The organism is Streptomyces maremycinicus, assembly GCF_001184025.1.
GTDB classification, from domain to species: domain Bacteria; phylum Actinomycetota; class Actinomycetes; order Streptomycetales; family Streptomycetaceae; genus Streptomyces; species Streptomyces maremycinicus.
The window spans coordinates 227,456-248,819 of the sequence record NZ_BBYG01000013.1 but is presented as its reverse complement, the minus strand read 5'-3'; the positions used below and the strand labels follow the sequence as shown (position 1 = coordinate 248,819).

16 protein-coding genes and 1 pseudogene are annotated in these 21,364 nt (G+C 71.0%); 10 read left to right on the top strand and 7 right to left on the bottom strand.

All coding sequences use genetic code 11. The features are described from left to right. Positions 1–285 precede the first annotated feature (285 nt). Positions 286–1,611, bottom strand: a complete 1,326-nt coding sequence (locus AOQ37_RS16780; RefSeq protein WP_062645338.1) for a M6 family metalloprotease domain-containing protein — start codon at positions 1,609–1,611, stop codon at positions 286–288. 441 nt (positions 1,612–2,052) lie between these two features. Between AOQ37_RS16780 and AOQ37_RS16775 the strand changes: the two genes are divergently transcribed. Both AOQ37_RS16775 and AOQ37_RS16770 read left to right on the top strand, forming a co-directional pair. Beyond that, the gene (locus AOQ37_RS16775) at positions 2,053–2,700 is read left to right on the top strand and encodes a TetR/AcrR family transcriptional regulator (protein WP_062645337.1); all 648 of its coding nucleotides are present in this window, start codon (positions 2,053–2,055) and stop codon (positions 2,698–2,700) included. Between the two features lie 200 nt (positions 2,701–2,900). Then, positions 2,901–4,439 carry an MFS transporter gene (locus AOQ37_RS16770; RefSeq protein ID WP_062645336.1) on the top strand — a complete coding sequence of 513 codons (1,539 nt, stop codon included), beginning with the start codon at positions 2,901–2,903 and terminating at the stop codon, positions 4,437–4,439. Positions 4,440–4,589: 150 nt separating this feature from the next. Here the strand turns inward: AOQ37_RS16770 and AOQ37_RS16765 are convergent, their stop codons facing one another. Then, entirely contained in the window at positions 4,590–5,099 is a 510-nt protein-coding gene (locus AOQ37_RS16765) for a MarR family winged helix-turn-helix transcriptional regulator (protein WP_062645582.1), read from the bottom strand. 305 nt (positions 5,100–5,404) lie between these two features. On the opposite strand from AOQ37_RS16765, the gene AOQ37_RS16760 reads away from it, so the two are divergent. After that, positions 5,405–6,214 (top strand): dioxygenase family protein, encoded by an 810-nt coding sequence (locus AOQ37_RS16760; protein ID WP_062645335.1) that lies wholly within the window; start codon positions 5,405–5,407, stop codon positions 6,212–6,214. Positions 6,215–6,220: 6 nt separating this feature from the next. Here AOQ37_RS16760 and AOQ37_RS16755 read toward each other — a convergent pair whose 3' ends face one another. Then, entirely contained in the window at positions 6,221–6,760 is a 540-nt protein-coding gene (locus AOQ37_RS16755; protein ID WP_062645334.1) for a GNAT family N-acetyltransferase, read from the bottom strand. A gap of 184 nt (positions 6,761–6,944) precedes the next feature. Between AOQ37_RS16755 and AOQ37_RS16750 the strand changes: the two genes are divergently transcribed. After that, positions 6,945–7,943, top strand: a complete 999-nt coding sequence (locus tag AOQ37_RS16750; RefSeq protein ID WP_062645333.1) for a sigma-70 family RNA polymerase sigma factor — start codon at positions 6,945–6,947, stop codon at positions 7,941–7,943. A 1,142-nt stretch (positions 7,944–9,085) separates the two neighbouring features. Next, positions 9,086–9,485 (top strand): annotated as a pseudogene (locus tag AOQ37_RS42280) (TetR/AcrR family transcriptional regulator); the annotation flags it as partial. A gap of 616 nt (positions 9,486–10,101) precedes the next feature. Here the strand turns inward: AOQ37_RS42280 and AOQ37_RS16740 are convergent. Further along, on the bottom strand, positions 10,102–11,178 hold the full coding sequence (locus AOQ37_RS16740) for a helix-turn-helix transcriptional regulator (protein ID WP_062645581.1): 1,077 nt from the start codon (positions 11,176–11,178) through the stop codon (positions 10,102–10,104). A 62-nt stretch (positions 11,179–11,240) separates the two neighbouring features. Here AOQ37_RS16740 and AOQ37_RS16735 point away from each other — a divergent pair, with 62 nt between their 5' ends. The 5 genes from AOQ37_RS16735 to AOQ37_RS16715 all read left to right on the top strand — a co-directional run bounded on the left by AOQ37_RS16735 (position 11,241) and on the right by AOQ37_RS16715 (position 17,956). Beyond that, complete coding sequence (locus tag AOQ37_RS16735; protein WP_062645331.1) at positions 11,241–12,803, top strand: MFS transporter; 1,563 nt, start codon at positions 11,241–11,243, stop codon at positions 12,801–12,803. Positions 12,804–13,076: 273 nt separating this feature from the next. Then, complete coding sequence (locus AOQ37_RS16730) at positions 13,077–13,838, top strand: DeoR/GlpR family DNA-binding transcription regulator (protein ID WP_062645330.1); 762 nt, start codon at positions 13,077–13,079, stop codon at positions 13,836–13,838. After that, positions 13,835–14,782 (top strand): 1-phosphofructokinase, encoded by a 948-nt coding sequence (gene pfkB, locus AOQ37_RS16725; RefSeq protein ID WP_062645329.1) that lies wholly within the window; start codon positions 13,835–13,837, stop codon positions 14,780–14,782. Before AOQ37_RS16730 ends, pfkB begins: the two co-directional genes overlap by 4 nt. 622 nt (positions 14,783–15,404) lie before the next feature. Continuing rightward, positions 15,405–17,510 (top strand): PTS fructose transporter subunit IIABC, encoded by a 2,106-nt coding sequence (locus AOQ37_RS16720; protein WP_062645328.1) that lies wholly within the window; start codon positions 15,405–15,407, stop codon positions 17,508–17,510. A 173-nt stretch (positions 17,511–17,683) separates the two neighbouring features. Further along, positions 17,684–17,956 (top strand): hypothetical protein, encoded by a 273-nt coding sequence (locus AOQ37_RS16715; protein ID WP_062645327.1) that lies wholly within the window; start codon positions 17,684–17,686, stop codon positions 17,954–17,956. A gap of 71 nt (positions 17,957–18,027) precedes the next feature. On the opposite strand, the gene AOQ37_RS16710 is transcribed toward AOQ37_RS16715, so the two are convergent. The 3 genes from AOQ37_RS16710 to AOQ37_RS16700 all read right to left on the bottom strand — a co-directional run bounded on the left by AOQ37_RS16710 (position 18,028) and on the right by AOQ37_RS16700 (position 21,351). Beyond that, positions 18,028–18,774, bottom strand: a complete 747-nt coding sequence (locus tag AOQ37_RS16710; RefSeq protein ID WP_062645326.1) for a DUF6227 family protein — start codon at positions 18,772–18,774, stop codon at positions 18,028–18,030. Between the two features lie 177 nt (positions 18,775–18,951). Continuing rightward, positions 18,952–20,178 carry a L,D-transpeptidase gene (locus AOQ37_RS16705; protein WP_062645325.1) on the bottom strand — a complete coding sequence of 409 codons (1,227 nt, stop codon included), beginning with the start codon at positions 20,176–20,178 and terminating at the stop codon, positions 18,952–18,954. 144 nt (positions 20,179–20,322) lie between these two features. Then, a complete protein-coding gene (locus tag AOQ37_RS16700; RefSeq protein ID WP_062645580.1) occupies positions 20,323–21,351 on the bottom strand; it encodes a P1 family peptidase in 1,029 nt (342 codons plus the stop codon). Positions 21,352–21,364 lie beyond the last annotated feature (13 nt).

Here is a 21,364-nt window from a genome sequence, read left to right as displayed (position 1 = left end):
TCGCGGACATGGCTGCGGGTTCTCCGGTACGGGGTGACGAGGCGGGCGGCTGGCTGCGTGCGGCGGTGGTGGGGTGTTTGGGGTGGGTGGTGGCTGACGGGTTGTGGTGGTCGTGGTGTCGGGCGGACGGGTTCACGCGCGCGCGCGTGCGTGCGTGCAGGGTTACGTGTACGAGTCCGTGTGCACGTCTGCCCGCGCCCGTCGGCGTTCCCGTGTGTGGTCGTACGGCGTGGCGGCAGGCCTACGGTAGCTCCGATCCCCCCGCGGGCCGTACGTGCCGGTCGGCTACCCCCGGCTCACCCGTACGCGGTAGTCGCCCTTCAGGTCCGCCGACACCACCGAGATCCGGATGTCCCTCTTGGGATCCTTGAACGTCTCGCCCGGCGCGAAGGGTGCGTCGGAGAGCTCCGCGTGGACGTTGGGGCTGCGGGTGCAGCCGCCGCTGTCGGTGCGGGAGTCGTAGACCGTGACCGGGCCCATGCCGGTGTCGACGTCCGCGTCGACCTTGTAGATGAGGACGCCCGGACGGCACACCGTCTCGTCGTTGCCGCCTCGGGCGCGCAGTTCGACGGCGTAACCGGTGCGGCCGTTCAACGGGACGAAGACCAGCTTCGGGCCTGCCGTGCGGGACAGCGGGGTCAGCGGGTACTCCGTCGTCCCCGGTGACGCCGCGCACGCGATCTGGGAGGCGTCCAGCCAGCCCAGTTTCCACTTGTGCCAGCCGAGCAGGTCGTTGTTGGCACCCCAGTCCTCGCTCATGATGTCCCAGTGGCCGACGGCGCCTCCGCCCTCCTGGGTGTAGAGGTCGGGCAGGCCGAAGACGTGGCCGTTCTCGTGCGGGAGGACGCGGTAGCCCGTGCGGCCGTAGGAGCCGGAGCCGTCGTCCTGGCGGGAGTAGACGAAGGACGCGTTCGCCACGGTCACGCCGTCGGCGATCGGCGCCTCCGCGTTGCCGGCGAACGTCACCGAGAGGACCGTGTCGAGCGCGGAGGGGCCCGCGTTCGGGGTGACCAGGACGTTAAGGAGGTCGTACGACCGGAAGTCCACTGTCGGGTCGGCGGCTGCAACGATGTCCTGGACGAGTTCGCGGTAGCCGGGGTCGAAGGGCGCGCCGCGCTCTATGCCGTACTCGCGGAACGGCTTGGGCATGCGCAGCCAGCGACGGATCGGTGTCTCGGCGCGGTAGTCGAGGCGGCCGTAGGACGCCGTGCGGAACCAGTCCTCGGTCTGCGGGAAGAACTCGCGGTAGCGGCTCAGCGCGCTGCCCCGGCCGGGCGCGTCGGAGAAGTCGATCATCAGGGTGAGGGCGCGGACGGTGCCGGTGGAGCGGGAGTAGCCGCCGGGTGTGGGCACGCCCTCGGACATCTGGACGGTGGCCCGGCCGTTGATCATGCAGGGGGCGAGGGCGGAGGAGCGGGACACGGAGACGGGCCCCGCGCCGGCCGTCGTGGCGCCGGGGGCCGGCGCGAGGTGCCCCGAACCGGCCGACGTGCTGACCGCGAGCGTCAGCACGGAGACCGAGGCGAGGGCGGCGACGCGGCGCGGGCGTATCCGACGGCGCTGTGGCTCGCCTGCGCGGGCCGGGGAGGTGCGCAGGGGCTGCGGCTGCATGCAGGGGCCTTTCGCTCCAGGCAGCCCCCGGTCACCGGCTGCACCCTTTCGATCACCCTCCGACGGGGTGCGGGCGGGCGCGCGCTGGAGGAGACCGATCGTGGATTACCGGCCGGTACGGTCCCGGCGGCCTCATTTCGGGCTGCCTGGTCGTTCGGTCCTGCTCTCCCGCGCTCCTGCTCGGGGGGTCCGCTCGGGGCCCCCTCGGGGGCGCGCATCACCTGGTCGTGAGCGTTTCTGTCTGCCCGGGGGTGGCCGCGCAGTCCGGCTCCGGGAGGGCCGGCATCCGCACCCACGCCGATGTGACTCAGGTCACATCCAGAAACTTCTGGGTTTGGGAAATAACCGGGGATGCCATCCCCGTTTAGCCATGTGTCCGAGCGAAACGGGGAGTCGATCCCCGGATCGCCCTCAGTCTCGAAACGTCAGAAGGAGTGCGCCGTGCAGACCGCGACCGCTACCCCCACCGTGCGTAAGGTGGCCCGGCCCCGTGCCGACGCTCTGCGTAACCGGGAGCGGATCGTCACCGCCGCCCGCGAGATGTTCGTCGAGTTCGGTCCCGATGTGCCGCTCGACGAGATCGCCCGCCGGGCCGGCGTCGGCAATGCCACGGTGTACCGCAACTTCCCCGATCGTGACGCGCTGGTGCGCGAGGTCGTCTGCTCCGTGCTGGGCCGCATGGCCCAGGCCGGACAGATCGCCCTCGCCGAGCACGACGCGTTCGGGGCGCTGGAGAGGTTCGTGCACGCCTCCGCGGAGGAGCGGCTCAGCGCACTGTGCCCGATGATCTCCAGCACCTTCGACGAGCACCACCCCGACCTCGAAGCCGCGCGCGAACGGGTCGAGCGGATCATCGAGGAGGTCATGGACCGCGCGAAGGCGGCCGGGCAGCTCAGGCCCGACGTCGGCGTGGGGGACGTGATGATCGCGGTGGCCCAGCTCAGCCGGCCCCCGGCCGGTACCGGCTGCCTGAACGCCGACCGGTTCGTCCACCGCCACCTTCAGCTGTTCCTCGACGGACTGCGGGCCCCGGCCCCTTCGGTCCTGCCGGGTACCGCCGTGACCATGGAGGATCTGCGCCAGCCCTGAACCACCGGTTCGTCGAACCGCAGCAGCAGTCGTCATCGCCCTCACCGGTGGCCGCCGGTCCGCGGTGACTCCTGAGGGCCCGTGATGGCCCCCGACGGCCCTCGGCCGCCCTCACCTTGCCTCGAACGGCCCGTCAGTGCTGACGAGCCGCCCCTTACCTCACTTCTTTTCCGTCACGAAGTCCCGAAGCGGGTATCCCCATGTCTGAAACAGCCCTCAAGGCCCCCGGTAAGACGGGTGGCCCGGACGCCAATCGCTGGAAGGCGCTGGCGTTCATCGCCCTCGCCCAGCTGATGGTCGTCCTCGACGCCACCATCGTGAACATCGCGATGCCTTCCGCCCAGCAGGACCTGGGCATCTCCGACGGCAACCGGCAGTGGATCGTCACCGCCTACGCCCTCGCCTTCGGCGGTCTGCTGCTCTTCGGCGGCCGTATAGCCGACCTGTGGGGCCGCAAGCGTGCCTTCGTCGTCGGCCTGGGCGGCTTCGCCGCGGCCTCCGCGCTCGGCGGTGCCGCCGCCAACGAGGCGATGATGTTCGGTGCCCGCGCCCTGCAAGGCGCGTTCGGCGCCCTGCTCGCGCCCGCCGCGCTCTCCCTGCTCGCCGTGATGTTCACGGACGCCAAGGAGCGCGCCAAGGCCTTCGGCATCTACGGCGCGATCGCCGGTGGTGGCGGCGCCGTCGGTCTCATCCTCGGCGGATTCCTCACCGAGTACCTGGACTGGCGCTGGACGTTCTTCGTGAACATCCCGTTCGCGATCATCGCCGCGGCCGGTGCCTACTTCGTCATCCGTGAGCCCGAGGGCGGCCGCAACCGTTCCGCTCTCGACATCCCGGGCGTCATCCTGTCCACCCTCGGCCTGGTCTCCCTGGTCTACGGCTTCACCCGCGCCGAGTCCGAGGGCTGGAGCGACTCCGTCACGATCGGCATGTTCGTCGCGTCCGCCGTGCTGCTGGCCGCCTTCGTGATCGTCGAGTCGAAGGTCAAGGCGCCGCTGCTGCCGCTGCGCGTGATCACCGAGCGCAACCGCGGCGGGATCTACCTCTCCCTCGGTCTCGCGATCATCTCGATGTTCGGTCTGTTCCTCTTCCTGACCTACTACCTCCAGATCGTGAAGGGCTACACGCCGGTCAAGACCGGTTTCGCCTTCCTCCCGATGATCGCGGGCATGATCACCGGCTCCACCCAGATCGGCACGCGGCTCATGACCCGGGTCGCCCCGCGCCTGCTGATGGGCCCCGGCTTCCTGGTCGCCGCCCTCGGCATGCTGCTGCTGACCCGGCTGGAGATCGACTCCTCGTACGCGGCCGTGCTGATGCCGGCGATGCTGCTGCTCGGCCTCGGTATGGGTACGGCGTTCATGCCGGCCATGTCCCTGGCCACGTACGGCATCGAGCCGCGTGACGCCGGTGTCGCCTCCGCGATGGTCAACACCTCGCAGCAGGTGGGCGGCGCGATCGGCACCGCTCTGCTGAACACGATCGCCGCGTCCGCGACGACCTCGTACATCAAGGACCACGTCGCGGGCGCCACCACCAAGCCCCAGCAGCAGCTGGTGCAGCTGGAGGGCATGGTGCACGGCTACACCAGCGCCATCTGGTTCGCCGTCGGCATCCTGGTCGCCGCCGCCACCATCGCCCTGACCCTCGTCAACGCCGGCAAGCCGGACATGGGCGCGGTCGCGGGCTCGGGAGCGGAGGACGGCGAGGACGCCGCGGTGCCGGTGATGGTCCACTGACCCGACCGTCAGTGACCCGGCCACGGGCCCGGCCACTGATCCGGCGGGCCGACCGGATCCACCGGGTCCCCTGACGGGCCGACCGGATCCACCGGGCCTGACAGGCCTACGGTTCCAATGGGACGGCCGGAACGGCCGGAACGGACGGCACTAGCGGAGCCAGGGCAGGTCCGCACCCGCTTCATCAGGCTGAAGTCCCTCGGCGACGATCTGCATGATCTCGCCGAGGGACTTCTGCTGTTCCGGGGTGAGGCGGTCGAACACCGCGTGGCGTACGACGGCGACATGGCCCGGCGCGGCGCGCCTCAGCACTTCCAGGCCCTGCTCGGTCAGTACGGCGAACTGGCCGCGCTTGTCGGAGTCGCACTCCTCCCGGCGCACCCAGCCGTTCTTCTCCAGCCGGGCGATGGCGTGGGAGAGCCGGGATCGGGTGATCTTCGCGTACTTGGCCAGCTCGGTCATCCGCAGTCGCCGGTCGGTGGACTCGGCGAGCTTGACGAGCAGGCCGTAGTAGATGTGCGGCATACCCGCTTCACGCTGGAGCTGACGGTCCATGTGATCTTCGAGGAGCGTCGTGGCGTGCACGTAGGAGCGCCAGATGAGCTGTTCCTCGGCGGTGAGCCACCGGGGCTCGTCGGCGGATACGGGTGCCTTCGTCATGGACTCCACTGTAGACGTCTGCTCCTTGAAATTTAAACCAATCGGGAATAGGCTGAGCGATGTTGACGTTTTAGATTTCAAGCAAGCGCCGCGAAGCACCCGGTGCCGGGCACTCGGATCCGGACCGGATCGGATCGGAGTCGGCTCAGGTTCGGATCGCAGTCCGATCGATCTGGATCGGAGAGCGATCAGAACCGGCTCGGATTCAGATCGGATCCGGATCGGAGCCAGATGTGTTCGAGCCAGATGTGTTCGAGCCGGAGCGTCCGAAGTCAGGGGCCGAGGTCCCGGAAGGAGCATTCGCCATGTCCGCCGCAGCTCAGGAGCGTGCCCTCCCCCAGGAGCGCATGCCCGCGCTCTACCTCAGCCATGGCGCCCCGCCCCTCGCGGACGACCCGATCTGGCCCGGCGAACTCGCCGCCTGGTCCGCCGACCTGCCCCGCCCGAAGGCGATCCTGATGGTCTCCGCCCACTGGGAGGAGGCACCCCTCGCCCTCGGCGCCGTCGACCCCGTCCCCCTGGTCTACGACTTCTGGGGCTTCCCCGAGCACTACTACCGGGTGAAGTACGGCGCCCCCGGCGCGCCCGAGCTCGCCGAGAGCGTACGGAAGCTGCTGCGCGCCCCTGGTACCCCCGTACAGGACATCCCCGACCGCGGGCTCGACCACGGCGCCTACGTGCCGCTCGTCGAGATGTTCCCGGCCGCCGACATCCCGGTCCTCCAGATCTCCATGCCGACCCTGGACCCCGTGAAGCTGATGGAGATCGGCCGCAAGCTCGCGCCGCTGCGTGACGAGGGCGTCCTGATCGTCGGTTCCGGGTTCTTCACCCACAACCTCGCCGCGCTGCGGCACACCGGCGGGGGAGTGCCGACCTGGTCCTCGGAGTTCGACGACTGGGGCCGGCGCGCGCTGGAGAGCCGCGACTGGGACGGCCTGCTGGACTTCCTCCACAAGGCCCCGGCCGGCCGCTACGCCCACCCGCGCACCGAGCACTTCGCCCCGCTCTTCGTGACGATGGGCGCGGCGGAGATGTCCGGCGAGCTGGACGCGCAGAGGTCCGTGATCGACGGGTTCTGGATGGGGATGGCGAAGCGGTCCGTGCAGTTCGGCTGACGGGAGTCAGAGGTCCTTCTCGTACCAGGCCACGTCCCAGTAGCGGCCGAACTTACGGCCCACCTCGCGGTACGTGCCCACGTGCCGGAAACCGAAGCGTTCGTGCAGCCGCGCGGACGCTTCGTTCGGTTGCGCGATCCCCGCGTAGGCGCGGTGCAGGTCCTCCCCGGCCAGCGCCTCGAAGAGCGCCTTGTAGAGGAGCGTGCCGATGCCGCGCCCGCCGGCGTGCGGGGCGACGTAGACCGTCACCTCCACCGACGTGGAGTAGGCCGCCTTCGGCCGGTAAGCGCTGGATGTGGCGTACCCCAGGATTTCCTGTGAGGTCCCCCGGATGTCCTGTGAGTCCGCTTCCGTGGCAACCATCAGACGGTGCGGCCCGTCTTCAGGGTGGGAGAGCAGCCAAGGACGTCGCTCTTCCGGACTGAAGGGCACCGTGTCGAACGTGATGGGCGTCTCACGTACGTAGTGGTTGTAGAGGTTGGTGAGAGCTTCGAGGTCACCCTCGACTCCTGGCCTGACCTGCACCTCTGTACGTTCCGACGACATCACGCCTCCTCGGTGGTCGGACAGGGTACTGCAAGATCATAAAAATCGGGGTGCGGGTTGGGAATTCTGTCCTGATTCCAGTCGTTGTTTCCATCAGATGCAGGGCACCCGAGGAGAGTCCGAGTCCGAGAGTGCCTGGTGTCTGAAGGGCCACCCGCTGAACCTCCATCGCAAGGGAGCACGCATGGCAACCCGTGCCGTCGCCCGTCGCAAGTCCGCCAACGGCGAGACGACCGACGCGGCCCGCAGTGTTCGCGCCCATGGCGGCGAGATCGCCGACCGCGACCTGGTCGGCATGTACCTCGACGAAATCGCGCGTACACCTCTGCTCGACGCCGCCAAGGAAGTCGAGTTGTCCCAGATCATCGAGGCCGGTGTGTTCGCACAGCAGGTCCTCGACGGTGACGAGGAGTCCAGGGCGGAAGCCTCGCGCGAGGAACTCGAGGCCCTGGTCGCCGAGAGCGAGCGGGCGAAGGACGTCTTCATCCGTTCCAACCTCCGGCTGGTCGTCGCGGTGGCCCGCCGCTACCCCCGCAGCGGTCTGCCGCTCCTCGACCTCATCCAGGAGGGCAACGCCGGCCTGGTCCGCGCGGTCGAGAAGTTCGACTACCGCAAGGGCTTCAAGTTCTCCACGTACGCGACCTGGTGGATCCGTCAGGCCATCACCCGCTCGATAGCGGACCAGTCGCGCACGATCCGTCTGCCCGTCCACCTGGTGGAGGAGCTCGGCCGGATCCGTCGTGTGCAGCGCGAGTTCAACCGTGAGAACGGCCGCGACCCGGAGCCCGCGGAGATCGCGACCGAACTCGGTTCCACGCCGGCGCGCGTCACGGACGTCCTGGACTGGGCCCGCGACCCGGTCTCGCTCAACATGGCGGTCGACGACCAGGGGGAGACCCAGTTCGGCGACCTGCTGGAGGACACCTCCGCGGTCTCGCCGGAGCAGTCCGTCCTGACCCTGCTGCGCAGTGAGGAACTGGACGGCCTGATCGACCGCCTCGAGCCGCGCACGGCCTCCATCATCAAGATGCGGTACGGCATCGACGACGGCCGCGAGCGCACCCTGACCGAGGTCGGCAAGGAACACGGTCTGACGCGCGAGCGCATCCGTCAGATCGAGAAGCATGCCCTGCTGGAACTGAAGAAGCTGGCCCGTGACACGGGCTTCGAGGCGGCGGCGTAAGGCACTTGACCCTCCGTCGGCCGATGGAGCGCGAGGCTCCATCGGGCGGCGCGGGTCGGTGGTCCGTGGCCGGTCTTGGGGCGTCCGTGGGTCGCCCTTTGTCCGTGGATCGCCCTTCGGGCGTGGGTCGTTCGTCCGGCATGGGTTATGGGTCATGGGTCGTGCGGCGTGAGTCGTCGGCCGGTCGGTCCGTGGGCGGATGGCGCTCGCTGGTAGGTGCTCGGGGCCTTCGAGGTGGTTGGCCGATCGGCCAACGGCCCGTCGGGGGACGCCTTTTGGCTGCGGGGGAGATGCCGCGACAGCCGTGAGTGGCGCAGCCTTTCGAGCGCCTGCGGGACGGCCGGGAGCTGCGGCGAGTGGGCTTCAGGCAGCCCGTGGTGCCGGGTTCCCGCCCGCGTGCGCCGGGTGGTGGATGCCGCGCAAACATGGCGCAGGAACGCCGCTTCAAGGAGGAAGCGCGCGGGAACAAGACTTCTGGGCACGGGAGTCCGGGTCGGAACTGGAGTTCGGACCGGCCGGACCTCGCAGCCCCTTCCCTTCCCGACATCCTCGCCGCACATGAGCCAAGTCCCGACGCACATCCCCCCGGCGCCGGGACTTTCCCCGAGTCGGGCTTCGGTGCCTCTCCCCCCAGGCGCCGGGGCCCGGCTCCTCTTCGTACCCGGGTGGTCCGACGGCACCGCCGGGGGTCTGACGTCGGCTCGGGGAGGACGTACGTCGGCTTCGGGCGGCGGTCCGTCGTCCCCGCCGGGATGTCTGGCGTGGGTTTCGGGTGGTTCGAGTCGGCTCCGGAAGGACTGATGTCGGTTCCGAGCGGTTCGAGTCGGTCCGGGATGTCTGGCGTCGACTCCGGTTGTCCGTCGTCCTCGCCGGGAGGGCTGACGTGGGCTTCGGGCTGATCCACGTCGGCTCCGGCCGGACCGTCGGCACCGCTGGGCGGGAATTGCGGCCGCACACGCCCGCCTGGCATATGACACGGCGGCCAGGCACGCTGGTAAGGCGGGCCACCCCGTACCTGAACCACGGGGTGGCCCGCCCGAATGGCAGATTGTGCCACATGGGCATAGCCTGCCGACGTGATCAGCTCGACCCCCCACTCCGCCTCGGCTTCGCTGACCGAGCGGCGCAAAGCGGCGACCCGTATGGAGATCGCCCGTGCGGCGGCAGGCCTCTTCGTCAGCCGGGGCCTGAGAGCCACCCGGGCCGAGGACATCGCCCAAGCGGCGGGCATCGCCCCGCGCACCTTCTACCGGTACTTCGCGACCAAGGAGGAGGCCGTCGCCCCGCTCTACGCGGCGGGCGCACAGCGCTGGGCGGAGGCGGTACGCGAGGCGCCGGCCGAACTGACCGCGCCCGAGGCACTGGAACACGCGATACGGCACACCCTCGTCCCCGGCCGCGGGGTGTCGGCGGCGTCCTGGGAATGGGTCCGCACCCTGATCCGGCTGGCCGGAACCAGCCCCGCCCTCGGCAAGGTCTGGGCGGAGGTCTGCCACACCTCGGAGACGACCCTCGCCGAGGTGCTGGCGGAGCGGACCACCCCGTCGTCCCGAACAACCGCCCCCGACGTTCCCTCCGGCCCCGCTTCCGACGTTCCTTCCGGATCCGCTGCCGATGCTGCCTCCGCTGCCGACCCTGCTTCCGAGGTCACTCCGGGCGCTGCTTCCGACGCCGCTTCCGACGTCACTCCGGCCGCCGCTGCCGACCCTGCTTCCAATGCCACTCCGGGCGCTGCTTCCGACGCCGCTTCCGACGCCACTCCGGCCGCCGCTGCCGACCCCGCTTCCGCCCTCGACAACGTTGCCTCTCCCTATCAACGGTTCACCGCGGCGGTGGCCGGTGCCGCGGTCCGGGTCGCGGTCGAAAGCTGGGCGGCCACCGATTCGCCTCCCACCGGACGGCAGGGCCCGGCGGAGCTGGCGTTGCGCAATCTGCGGGCGCTGCACGGGTTCGCGTGGGACGAAAGCCCGGCGGATGAGGCCTGACCCAGGGGTTGAACCGCGCCCTCCGCGCGCTCGTCGTTCCCTGGCCCGTCCGTTCGGCGCCCGCCCGGTGCTTTCTGCGCCTTGCGCCTAGCACCTGGCACCTTGCGCCTAGCGCCCGCCCCGTTCTTCCGCGCCTCCCGAAAGCGCCGTGCACGCCTCTCCCTGAGCCCCCCTCAGGGCGTGCCACTCCCCGCGGCGTCCTCCGTACCGACCGAGCGGCTCAACCGTCCGCCCAGATCCCTTACGCACTCCACCAGTTCCGGCGGCCCCTGGACCGTGAACTCGCAGCCCAGCGTCGCCAGCCGCATCGCCACCCACTCCACCGGGTGGCTGGTGGTGCCCCGCAGCCGACTCCTGCCGTCCCCGACCCCGTCCCCGCCCCCGTCGCCGTCGCCATCTCCGTCGGGTGCCGGGTCGGGGTCCGGGGCAGGGGCGGGCGACGGGTTCGCGACCGGGGTTCCCAGCCATGGCGGCAGGCGCGACGTCACGAACTCCGTCGATGCCTCGAACGTGACGTCGAGTTCGTACTCGTAGGCGTCCGGGCGCAGTTGGATGGACCGCCGGAGGTATTCCGCCGCGCTTCCCGTCGGCAGTTCGCGCGCGGTGAAGCGGGCGCCGGTCGCGAAGGGGTTCTCGATCCGGTCCACCCGGAAGGTCCGCCAGTCCTCGCGGTCGAGGTCGTACGCCACGAGGTACCACCGCCGGCCCGTGGACACGAGCCGGTAGGGCTCGGTCAGGCGGCGCGTCTCGGTGCCGTCCTTCGCGCGGTAGCCGAACCGCAGCCGTTCCTGCCCGGCCACCGTCGAGGCGATGACGGTCAGTGTCTCGGGTGCGATGCTCGCACCGTCCCCGCTGGTCAGCGGTGTGGTCGCGGCCTGGAGGGTGGAGACGCGGTGGCGCAGCCGGGCGGGCAGCACCTGCTCCAGCTTGGCCAGGGCCCGCACCGACGCCTCGTCGACGCCCTCCAGCGCGTGCCCCGCGCCCGCCCGCAGTCCGACGGCGATCGCCACCGCCTCCTCGTCGTCGAGCACCAGCGGCGGCATGGCCTTGCCCGCGACCAGCCGGTACCCGCCGTCCGAGCCCAGCGTCGCCTGGACGGGATATCCGAGTTCGCGCAGCCGGTCGATGTCCCGCCGGACCGTGCGGCGGGAGACCCCGAGACGGTCGGCGAGCTCGCCGCCGGGCCATTCGCGGGGCGTCTGGAGGAGGGAGAGGAGCGTGAGCAGCCGAGCCGGAGTGTCCGTCGTCATGTGTTCGAGGATGCCGCACAACTAGGACACGATCTGACCTAGTGCGGTCCTACTGTCACACCATGACCTCCACGGAGACCTCCCTCGAGACCTCGCCCGAGTCCGCGCCCGACCCACGAACGGCCAGGGCGGCGCCGGGCGACCGCCGTCGCTGGTTCGCCCTCGCCATCGTCATGACGGCGGCCTTCATGGACCTCGTCGACGTCACGATCGTCAACATCGCGATCCCCTCCATCCAGGAGGACGCGGGCGCCTCCTGGAGCCAGATCCAGTGGATCACCGCCGGTTACGCGCTCGCCTTCGCCGCCGGGCTCATCACCGGTGGCCGGCTCGGCGACATCCACGGCCGCAAGAAGCTGTTCCTCCTCGGCATCGGCGGCTTCACCCTCGCCTCCGCGCTGTGCGGTTTCGCCGCGAACCCGGAGATGCTGGTCGCCTCCCGCATCCTCCAGGGGGCCATGGCGGCGATGATGGTGCCGCAGGTGCTGTCGATCGTGCACGCCACCTTCCCGGCGCACGAACGGGGCAAGGTCTTCGGGCTCTTCGGCGCGATCGTGGGGCTGGGCGCCGTCTCCGGGCCGCTGCTCGGTGCGCTGTTGACCGAGTGGAACCTGTTCGGTCTGGAATGGCGGCCGATCTTCCTCATCAACCTGCCGGTCGGTGTCGCGGGACTGATCCTCGGCAGCCGCTTCATCACGGAGTCCAAGGCACCGAAGGCGCTGAAGCTGGACCTCGTCGGCGTCGTCCTGGTCACCCTCGGCCTGCTCATGTTGCTCTACCCGCTCACCCGCGGCCGCGAGTTGGACTGGCCGGTGTGGGGGTACGTGTCGATGGCCGGCTCGATCGGCGTGTTCGGGGCGCTGGTCGCGTACGAGCGGCGCAAGGGCGCGCGGGACGGCTCGCCGCTCATCGAGCTCTCCCTCTTCCGGGTGCGCAGCTTCGCGGCAGGCGTCGCCGTGCAGACCGTCTTCGGTATCGGTCTCGGCGTGTTCTTCCTGGTCTGGACGCTGTACATGCAGACCGGCCTGGGCTGGAGCCCGCTGCGGGCGGGCCTGACCGGTGTCCCGTTCTCGATCGCCGTGTCGACGGCCGCCGGACTGTCCGTGCAGAAGCTGGTCCCGCGCTTCGGCCGCAAGGTGCTCCAGACGGGCGCGCTGACCATGGCCCTCGGCGTCCTGCTCTACATCTGGGAGTCCGAGCGGTACGGCCTCGGCATCGCCCCGTGGCAGATGGCGCTTCCGCTCGTCGTGATGGGCGTCGGCATGGGGCTGATCGTCGCCCCGCTGACGGACGCCGTGCTCTCGGACGTGCCACGCGAGCACGCCGGTTCGGCGTCCGGGCTGATCAACACCGTGCAGCAGATGGGCAACGCCCTCGGGCTCGGTCTGGTCGCGGTCGTCTTCTTCGGCCGGATCGGCGACCGGCTGACCCCGGCCGACGTGGGTCCCGCCTTCGTCGACGCCTTCGAGCACGCCCTGGGCTGGGTGGCCCTGGTGATGTTCGCGATCTTCCTGCTGATGTTCGCCCTGCCGAAGCGGCCGGCCCAGCACCTGGAGGGCGGCGGCGCCGAGGACGCCCCGGAGGCGGCCCCCTCCGGGGACCGGGAGCGCGAGCTCGTCGTCTGAGCGCCGACGCTCCCGCGCGCGGGGCCCGTCACCCGAGGGGTGACGGGCCCCACCGCGTGCCCGCGCAGGAGGGCCGGGGGGCCCGCGCAGGAGGGCCGGGGGGGCTGGGGGCGGGGGCCGGGGGTGGGGAGGCCGTGGACTGCGATCGGGCGGAAGTCCGTTCATGCCCGGATCACGTCCGAACCTGTTTACTTTCCGGAAATCCGGGCGTAGCCTCCGAGGCGAAACCACAGGTTCGGGCATAAAATCGGTAACGGTCGGAGGAGAACGGACATGTACGCACCGGAGCGGCAGCAGGAGATCCTGCGGCTCGCCCGTGACGGCGGCCGGGTGGACGTCCTGTCGCTGGCCGAGGAGTTCCAGGTCACGGCGGAGACGATCCGCCGCGATCTCAAGGCCCTCGACCGAGCCGGCCTGGTGCGCCGCGTGCACGGCGGTGCCATACCGGCCGGGCGCCTCGACTTCGAACCGGACCTCGCCGAACGTGAGGGCACCTCCGCCGACGAGAAGGACCGCATCGCCAAGGCGGCCCTCACGGAACTGCCCACCGAAGGAACGGTGATCCTCGACGCCGGCACCACGGTCGCCCGGCTGGCCGCCGCCCTCCCGCTGGAGGCCTCGCTCACCGTCGTCACCCACAGCCTGCCCATCGCCGCCCGCCTCGCGGACCACCCGGGCATGCAACTGCACCTCGTCGGAGGGCGCGTGCGCCACCGTACGCGCGCCGCCGTGGACGCCTGGGCGCTGCGCGCGTACGGCGAGATCCGCGCCGACGTCCTGTTCGTCGCCGCCAACGGGTTCTCCGCCGAGCACGGTCTGACCACCCCCGACCTCGCCGAGGCCGCGGTGAAGCGGGCGGCCGTCGCCGCCGCACGCCGCGTGGTGCTCCTCGCGGACTCCGCCAAGCACGGCCAGGAGCACTTCGCCCGCTTCGGCGACCTGAGCGACGTGGACCTGCTGATCACCGACAGCGGACTGAGCCCCGACGACGCGGCCGCCATCGAGCGCGGCGGCACGGAAGTAGTACGCGCATGATCCTCACCGTCACCCCCAACCCGTCCCTCGACCGCACCTACGAGGTCCCGTCCCTCGACCGCGGCGAGGTCATCCGCGCCACCGGCGAACGGATGGACCCGGGAGGCAAGGGCGTGAACGTCTCGCGCGCCGTCGCCGCCGCAGGACGGCACACCGTCGCCGTCCTGCCCCTGGGCGGCGCGCCGGGCGCACTGGTCGCCGAGCTGCTCGACGCACAGGGCATCGAGGTCGCGCCCGTCCCGGTCGCCGGGGCCACCCGCTCCAACATCGCCCTCGCGGAGTCCGACGGCGTCCTGACGAAGATCAACGCACCCGGGCCCGAGCTGTCCCCGGAGGAGCAGGAACTGCTCCTGGAGACGGTCCGCGAGCAGTCCCGCGACGCCGACTGGATCGCCTGCTGCGGCAGCCTGCCCCGCGGACTCGCCCCCTCCTGGTACGCCGAGGTCGTCGCGCGGGCGCACGCCGGAGGCGCCCGCATCGCGCTGGACACCTCCGGGCGGCCGCTCCTGGAAGCGCTGCGGGAACGGCCCGACGTCGTGAAGCCGAACGCCGAGGAACTCGCCGAGGCCGTCGGCCGCCCCCTGGCGACCGTCGGCGACGCGGTGAAGGCCGCCGAGGAACTGCGCGACATGGGCGCCCGTGCCGTCCTCGCCAGCCTGGGCGCCGACGGACAGCTGCTCGTGGAGGACACGGGTACCTGGTTCGCGAGCGCCCGCGTCGACGTCGTACGCAGCAACGTGGGCGCCGGCGACTCCTCCCTCGCCGGCTTCCTCGTCGCCGGCGGCAGCGGCCCCGCGGCACTCGCCTCCGCCGTCGCGCACGGAGCGGCGGCCGTCCAGCTCCCCGGCAGCGTGATGCCTACCCCGGACGACCTGGACCCGGCAGCCGTGACGGTCACGGCCCAGGTACCGGTGGACCGCGAACTGAAGGAGCCGGTGTCATGACACCGACCCCCACGGTGGCCCCGACGACGAGGGCGACCACGCAGTCCAGGCGCACGGCGGCGACCACGCAGGCCACGTCGACCACGCGGACGACGCTTTCTGCGCCGCCCGCGAATACGGCCGCGGCGTCCTCCCTGAGGACGACCCGTGCGCTGTCTGCGACGACGGCCGCGGCCTCCTCCCTGAGGACGACTCCCGCGCCGTCTGAGGCGACGGCCGCGGTGTCCTTCCTGAGGACGACTCCCGCGCCGTCTGTCCTGACGGCGGCCGCGTCGGGTCATGTGCCGGGCGGCGCACCGGTCGTCGAGCGGGGTGTTCCCTCGTCACTTCCCGCCCGGCTCGCCGCCCGGCTCGCCGGTCGACTCTCCGTTCAGCTCTCCGCTCGACATGGTCGGCAGGGCCGCCTCAGGCGCATGAGGCGCATGAGGCGCATGAGGCACTTCGCCGATCAGGGGAGGCATGGTCCGAACCCGCCTGCCACCCCGCGGAGGCGGGGTTTCCCCGGCCCCGTCTCCGCCTCGCTCACCTCCCCCCACTGCACGGCCGCAGCAACCCCCGTCCCCGTCCCCACCCTCGCCCACCACCCCACGCCCCGGGCGATACGCGTGCGAAGGAGCCCGCGATGAGCGACATGATCACCGCGGACCTGGTCGATCTCGACCTGTCCGTCGAAACAAAGGAAGCGGCGGCGCGATCCCTCGCCGAGCGCATGGTGGCCCAGGGCCGGGTGACCGATCTGGAGGGCTTCCTCGCCGACGTGGCCGCCCGTGAGGCCCAGATGCCCACCGGCCTCGACGGCGGCATCGGCATCCCGCATTGCCGCAGCGCCCACGTCACCGAGCCGACGCTCGCCTTCGGACGCAGCGCCACCGGCATCGACTTCGGCGCCGCCGACGGCCCCGCCGACCTGATCTTCCTGATCGCCGCCCCCGCCGGCGCGGACGACGCCCATCTGATGATCCTTTCGTCCCTCGCCCGTCAGCTGATGAACGCCGAGTTCACCGACGCACTGCGCTCGGCAGGCGACGCGGCGACCGCGGCCGCGCTGATCCGCGGCGACGCAGCCCCGGGCGACGCCGCCCCGGCCGCCGAGGTCTCAGCGGCCGACACACCGGCCGGCGCAGCCGAGGGCAGCACCGCAGACTCCGTGTCGGCGTCGGCGGCGGCCTCCGCCGACGCCGACACGGCCACCGGCGAGGACACGGACACCGAGGCCGCGCGGCCCTTCCGGATCGTCGCCGTCACCTCCTGCCCGACCGGCATCGCCCACACCTACATGGCGGCCGAGTCCCTGGAGAACGCGGGCCGCGAGGCGGGCGTCGAACTCGTCGTCGAGACGCAGGGCTCGGCCGGCTTCACCCGGCTCGACCCGGCCGTCATCGCCGCGGCGGACGGCGTGATCTTCGCCCACGACGTCCCCGTACGCGACAAGGACCGCTTCGCCGGCAAGCCCACCGTGGACGTCGGGGTGAAGGCGGGCATCAACCGGCCAGCCGCACTCATCACCGAGGTGCGCGGGAAGGCGGCGCGCGGCGAGGTGAGCGCCTCGGCGGCCGGCGGCGGGACACCGGTCGAGCGGACCGGCGAGTCCGGTGACAGCTACGGCACCAAGCTGCGCAAGTGGCTGATGACGGGCGTCAGCTACATGGTCCCGTTCGTCGCCGCGGGAGGTCTGCTGATCGCCCTCGGGTTCGCGATAGGCGGCTGGGAGATCAACAAGGCGCCGTCGGTCATGGAGCACTTCTCCTGGACCCAGGTCGACAGCTGGGGCGCCCTGCTGTTCCAGATCGGCGGGGTCGCCTTCGGCTTCCTCATCCCGGTCCTGGCCGGATACATCGCCTACGGCATGGCGGACCGGCCCGGTCTCGTGCCGGGCTTCGTCGGCGGCATGATCGCCTCCAACATCGCCGCGGGCTTCCTCGGCGGCCTGGTCGCCGGTCTCCTGGCGGGCGGCATCGTCCTCGCGATCCAGCGGATCAAGATCCCGCCGGTGCTGCGCGGCATCATGCCGGTGGTGGTGATCCCGCTGATCTCCTCGCTGATCGTCGGCTTCCTGATGTTCGTCGTCATCGGCAAGCCCATCGCCGAGGCCCAGAAGGGCATGACGGACTGGCTGGCCGGCCTCTCCGGCACCAACGCCGTCCTGCTGGGCGTGCTCCTCGGCCTGATGATGTGCTTCGACCTCGGCGGCCCCGTCAACAAGGTCGCCTACGCCTTCGCCACGGCCGGCATCGCCGTCCAGGACCCCAGCGACTCCGCGATGAAGGTCATGGCCGCCGTGATGGCCGCCGGCATGGTCCCGCCACTGGGCATGGCGCTCGCGACGACCGTCCGCAAGAAGCTCTTCACCCCCACCGAGCGCGAGAACGGCAAGGCCGCCTGGGTCCTGGGAGCCTCCTTCATCTCCGAGGGCGCGATCCCGTTCGCCGCGGCCGACCCGCTGCGCGTCATCCCGGCCTCGATGGCGGGCGGCGCGGTCACCGGCGCCCTGTCGATGGCCTTCGGCGCCACGCTCAGGGCCCCGCACGGAGGCATCTTCGTGGTCCCGCTGATCGGCAACCCGTTCCTGTACCTGGTCGCCATCGCGGCGGGCGTGTGCGTGACGACGGCCGTGGTCATCGTCCTCAAGGGCCTGCGCAAGCCGGTCCCCGGCATCGTCGAACCCGGGACGACGGAGAAGTCCGCGGCAGCGACCGCGGCAGAGGCGAAGCAGCCGGTGGCCGCGTAACCCCGGTCGTCAGCCGCAGTATGCGGTTACTGCTGACCACTTGCGGTGATTCATCGATCTCCGCACGGAACAGGGCTATCGCGCGATCTGAGCGGTCTGCGTGATGTGGGCGATCTGCGAGATACATCACGGTCCGGGACACAGGTCCCGGACCGTGGTGTCTACTGGGCTCTATGCCCGTGCATCTCACGTTCCCTCAGCTGGCGGCCCTGACGGTCCTCGCCGTGGCGTCCATCGCCTGGCTGATCTTCGTGACCCGCATCATGCGGCGCAACCGCTCGGGCGCCGAGGCCCGCACCGTGCTCCCGGTCCCGCCCGCCCCGCCGGTGCTGCCGGCCCTCCCGCGCCAACGACAGTCCGGTCCCGGCCGGGAAGCCGTGGAACTCACTCCCGCGGAGAAGGACGCCTTCGCCGGCCTCGTACGACAGCTCGGCGGCGGTCGCTGACCCGACCTCTCGGCCGGGACCGCTGACCGGACCTCTCGGCCCGGACCGCTCGGCCGGGACCGCTGAACGGCTCAGGAGACCTGTGCCGCCCGGCGCTCCATCGCGTCCCGGGCCGCCGCCTCGGACACGTACACCTCGCACATGTGCCGCCCGTCCGGCGTCGCCGTGTGCTCGACCTCCCACAGGGAGATCTCCCGGCCGTCCCGCAGCAGGAACGCGTGCTCGTAGAGCGAGTAACCCAGCCCGATCCGGCCCGCCCGGCAGGGGCGCCCGAAAGCCTGCGTGATCTGGTGCGCGAACGCCGACTTCAGCAGCGCGTCCGTGTCCGCGTCCGGCCGGTCGGGGTTCTCCGCGCGGCGCAGCAGTCTGCGCGCGTGATCCGCCGAGTCGTCCGGCACGTACACGTGCCGGGGCCCGGGGACCGGCGACAGTTGCACCAGCACCGGCAGTTCGAAGTCCGGGGTGTCCGACGGCAGGGGCAGCCGGGCCGTGGCGGCCCGCAGCTCCTCCTCGTCGACGTACACCTCGTGCTGCGGCTCGCTGCCCGGCGCGGGGTTGTGCACGAGCTCCCACAGCGTGAGCGCGCAGCCGTCGGCCAGCAACCAGGTGTGCCGGTACGTCTCCCGGTGCAGGCCCGCGCTGTGGTGCGCGGAGTGCAGGGAGCTGTCGTGCGCGAGTGCGCAGTCGAGCCGCCGCAGGGCTTCGTCTGGCAGCTCGAACGAGTTCAGGGCGCGACCGAGCAGTCGCGCGAGGTGCTCCTCCGGAGACTCGGGCGACTCGGCTGGTTCGTACGCTGTCGTCTCGTACGGAACGCTCAAGGTTTCTCCCGGCGTTGCTGCATGTCACCTTGTGGGTGCATACCGTAGCCCCTCGGTCGGACATCATGTCCGGGAACCGAGAAAACGTACGCCGTGAAAACGTCGAGGCCGCGCGAAAAATTCCCGCGCGGCCCGACGGCCCATCAGAAATCGCCGGTCAGAGGGCGTCTACGGCGATCAGCCGGCGCTCCCCGCGGTCCACTCGGCCCAGGACATGTTCCACCCGTTGAGCCCGTTGTCGGGAGACACCGTCTTGTCGGGGGAGTTCTTGACGATCACCACGTCGCCGATCAGCGAGTTGTCGTAGAACCACTTGGCGGGCGTGTCACCCTGCGCGCCCTGGGCGTCCGCGAGCCCCACGCAGCCGTGGCTGGTGCCCGTGTTGCCGAAGGGCGGATTGCCCCTGTTGTACCAGTAGTTGCCGTGGATGAAGGTGCCGGACTGCGTCAGGCGCATCGCGTGCGGCACGTCCGGGATGTCGTACTCGCCGCCCAGACCGACCGTCCGGCTGTTCATGCGGGTCTGCGTGAACTTCTCGGAGATCACCATCTGCCCGTTGTAGGTGGTGTGATCCGGGCTGCCCGAGGAGATCGGAACCGACTTCAGCGTCTGTCCGTCCCGCACCACCGTCATGGTCTGCGTGTCGACGTCGACCGTCGACACCTGCGACCGCCCGATGGTGAAGGTGACCGTTTTCTTCTGCACCCCGAACACGCCGTTGGCGCCCTCGACCCCGTCCAGGTCGATCTTCATCGTCACCTTGGAGCCGGCCTTCCAGTACTCCTCGGGACGGAAGTCGAGCCGCTGCGCGCCGAACCAGTGGCCGACGACCTGCTGGCCGCTGCTGGAGGTGACCGTGATGTGCGACTGCACGGCCTTCGTGTCGCTGATGGCCTTGTCGAAGGTGAACGACACCGGCATCCCGACACCGACCGTCGTGCCGTTGTCCGGCGTGTAGGTCCCTACGAAGCTGTTCGCCGAAGAGACGGTGGTGAAGATGGAGTTGGCGGCGGCGGTCTTGCCGTTCGCATCCTTCGCGGTCGCCGATATCTGATACTTCGTCCCGCGCTCCAGCTGCTCCTTCGGCTTCCAGGTGCTGCCGTCGGCCGACAGCGATCCCTCGACGGGCTGCCCCGAACCGGCCACGGTCATCTTCACCTCGGTGAGCCGGCCGTCGCTCACCTTCACGCCGGTCGCGTTGATCGACGCGCTCGTCGAACCGTCCTTCGCCGAGATGACGATCTTCGCCGTGGACGTCTTGACGCCGCTCTTGCCGCCCTTGGCGTCCCCGTCCTTGTCCTTGGCAGTGGCGCTGCCCCCGCAGGCGGTCAGGGTCAGGGCACCGACCACCAGGACGGCACAGGCTCCGACCGCGCGCCGCACTGCTATGTCCGCCGTTGTCACGGGCTGCTCCAGCTTCGTGTGATGTGAGTGATCCGCTCCGGTACGTGGAGAAGGAGGGATCCGGCGGCCGGTGGGGTTCCCTCCGGTCGCCGTTGGCACCATCACGTGACGGAACCGGGACAATCGCCTTCCCGGCCCCCGGGGTCACCGACCGCCGTACAACTCCTCGTACGACGGCCACGTCCCGCCCGCCCCGGTCACCGGCTCGGCGGCCCGCACGGCCCGCACGATCGCACGCGTCACCACATCCGCGCCCGCCGCGAGGACCTCGTTCAGGGCCAGCGGACGGCCGGGGTCGAGCGGGCGCGTGCCAGTCGCCAGCGTGAACACGGTGTCCCCGTCGTTGAGCAGATGCACCGGACGCACGGCCCGCGCGATCCCGTCGTGTGCCGTGCCCGCAAGCTTCTGCGCCTGCGCCTTCGTCAGGTCGGCGTCGGTGGCGACCACCGCGAGTGTGGTGTTGAGCAGGGGCGGGGCGTTCTTCTCCGTGGTGTCGGCGAGACGCCGCCGCGCGGCCTCGTGCACGCGAGCCTCCGGATACTCCACCCGCCCCTGGAACAACTCCCCGTACAGCACGCCGGTCTCCGGATCCGTCACCGAGCCCGCCGCGTTGACCACCACCAGCGCGGCCACCGTGATTCCCGAGTCCAGAAGCACGCTCGCGCTGCCGACACCGCCCTTCAGCGGTCCGGCAACGGCGCCCGTCCCCGCCCCCACGCAGCCCTCCGGCACCCGGTCACCCGGAGCGCTCGCCGCGGCCGCCTCCACGGCGGCCCGGCCGACGGCGGCGTCCGGGCGGGCCCGGAAGTCGCCGCCCCGCGCCAGGTCGAAGACGCACGCTGCGGGCACCACCGGCACGACGTGTGTCGGGTCCGCGCCGACGAGCACCCCGCGCCCCTGTTCCTCCAGCCAGGCCATCACCCCGGACGCCGCGTCGAGCCCGTAGGCGCTGCCGCCGGTCAGCACGATCGCCTCGACCCGCTGCACCACATTGCGCGGATCGAGCGCGTCGGTCTCCTTCGTTCCGGGGCCACCCCCGCGCACGTCCACGGCGGCCACGGCGCCGCCCTCCGGCGCGAGGACGACCGTGGTGCCGGTGAGCCAACCGCCGCCGGTCCGCGTGGCGTGTCCCACGCGGACGCCGGCGACGTCCGTCAGAGCGTCAACTGTCATGGGGACCAGTCTC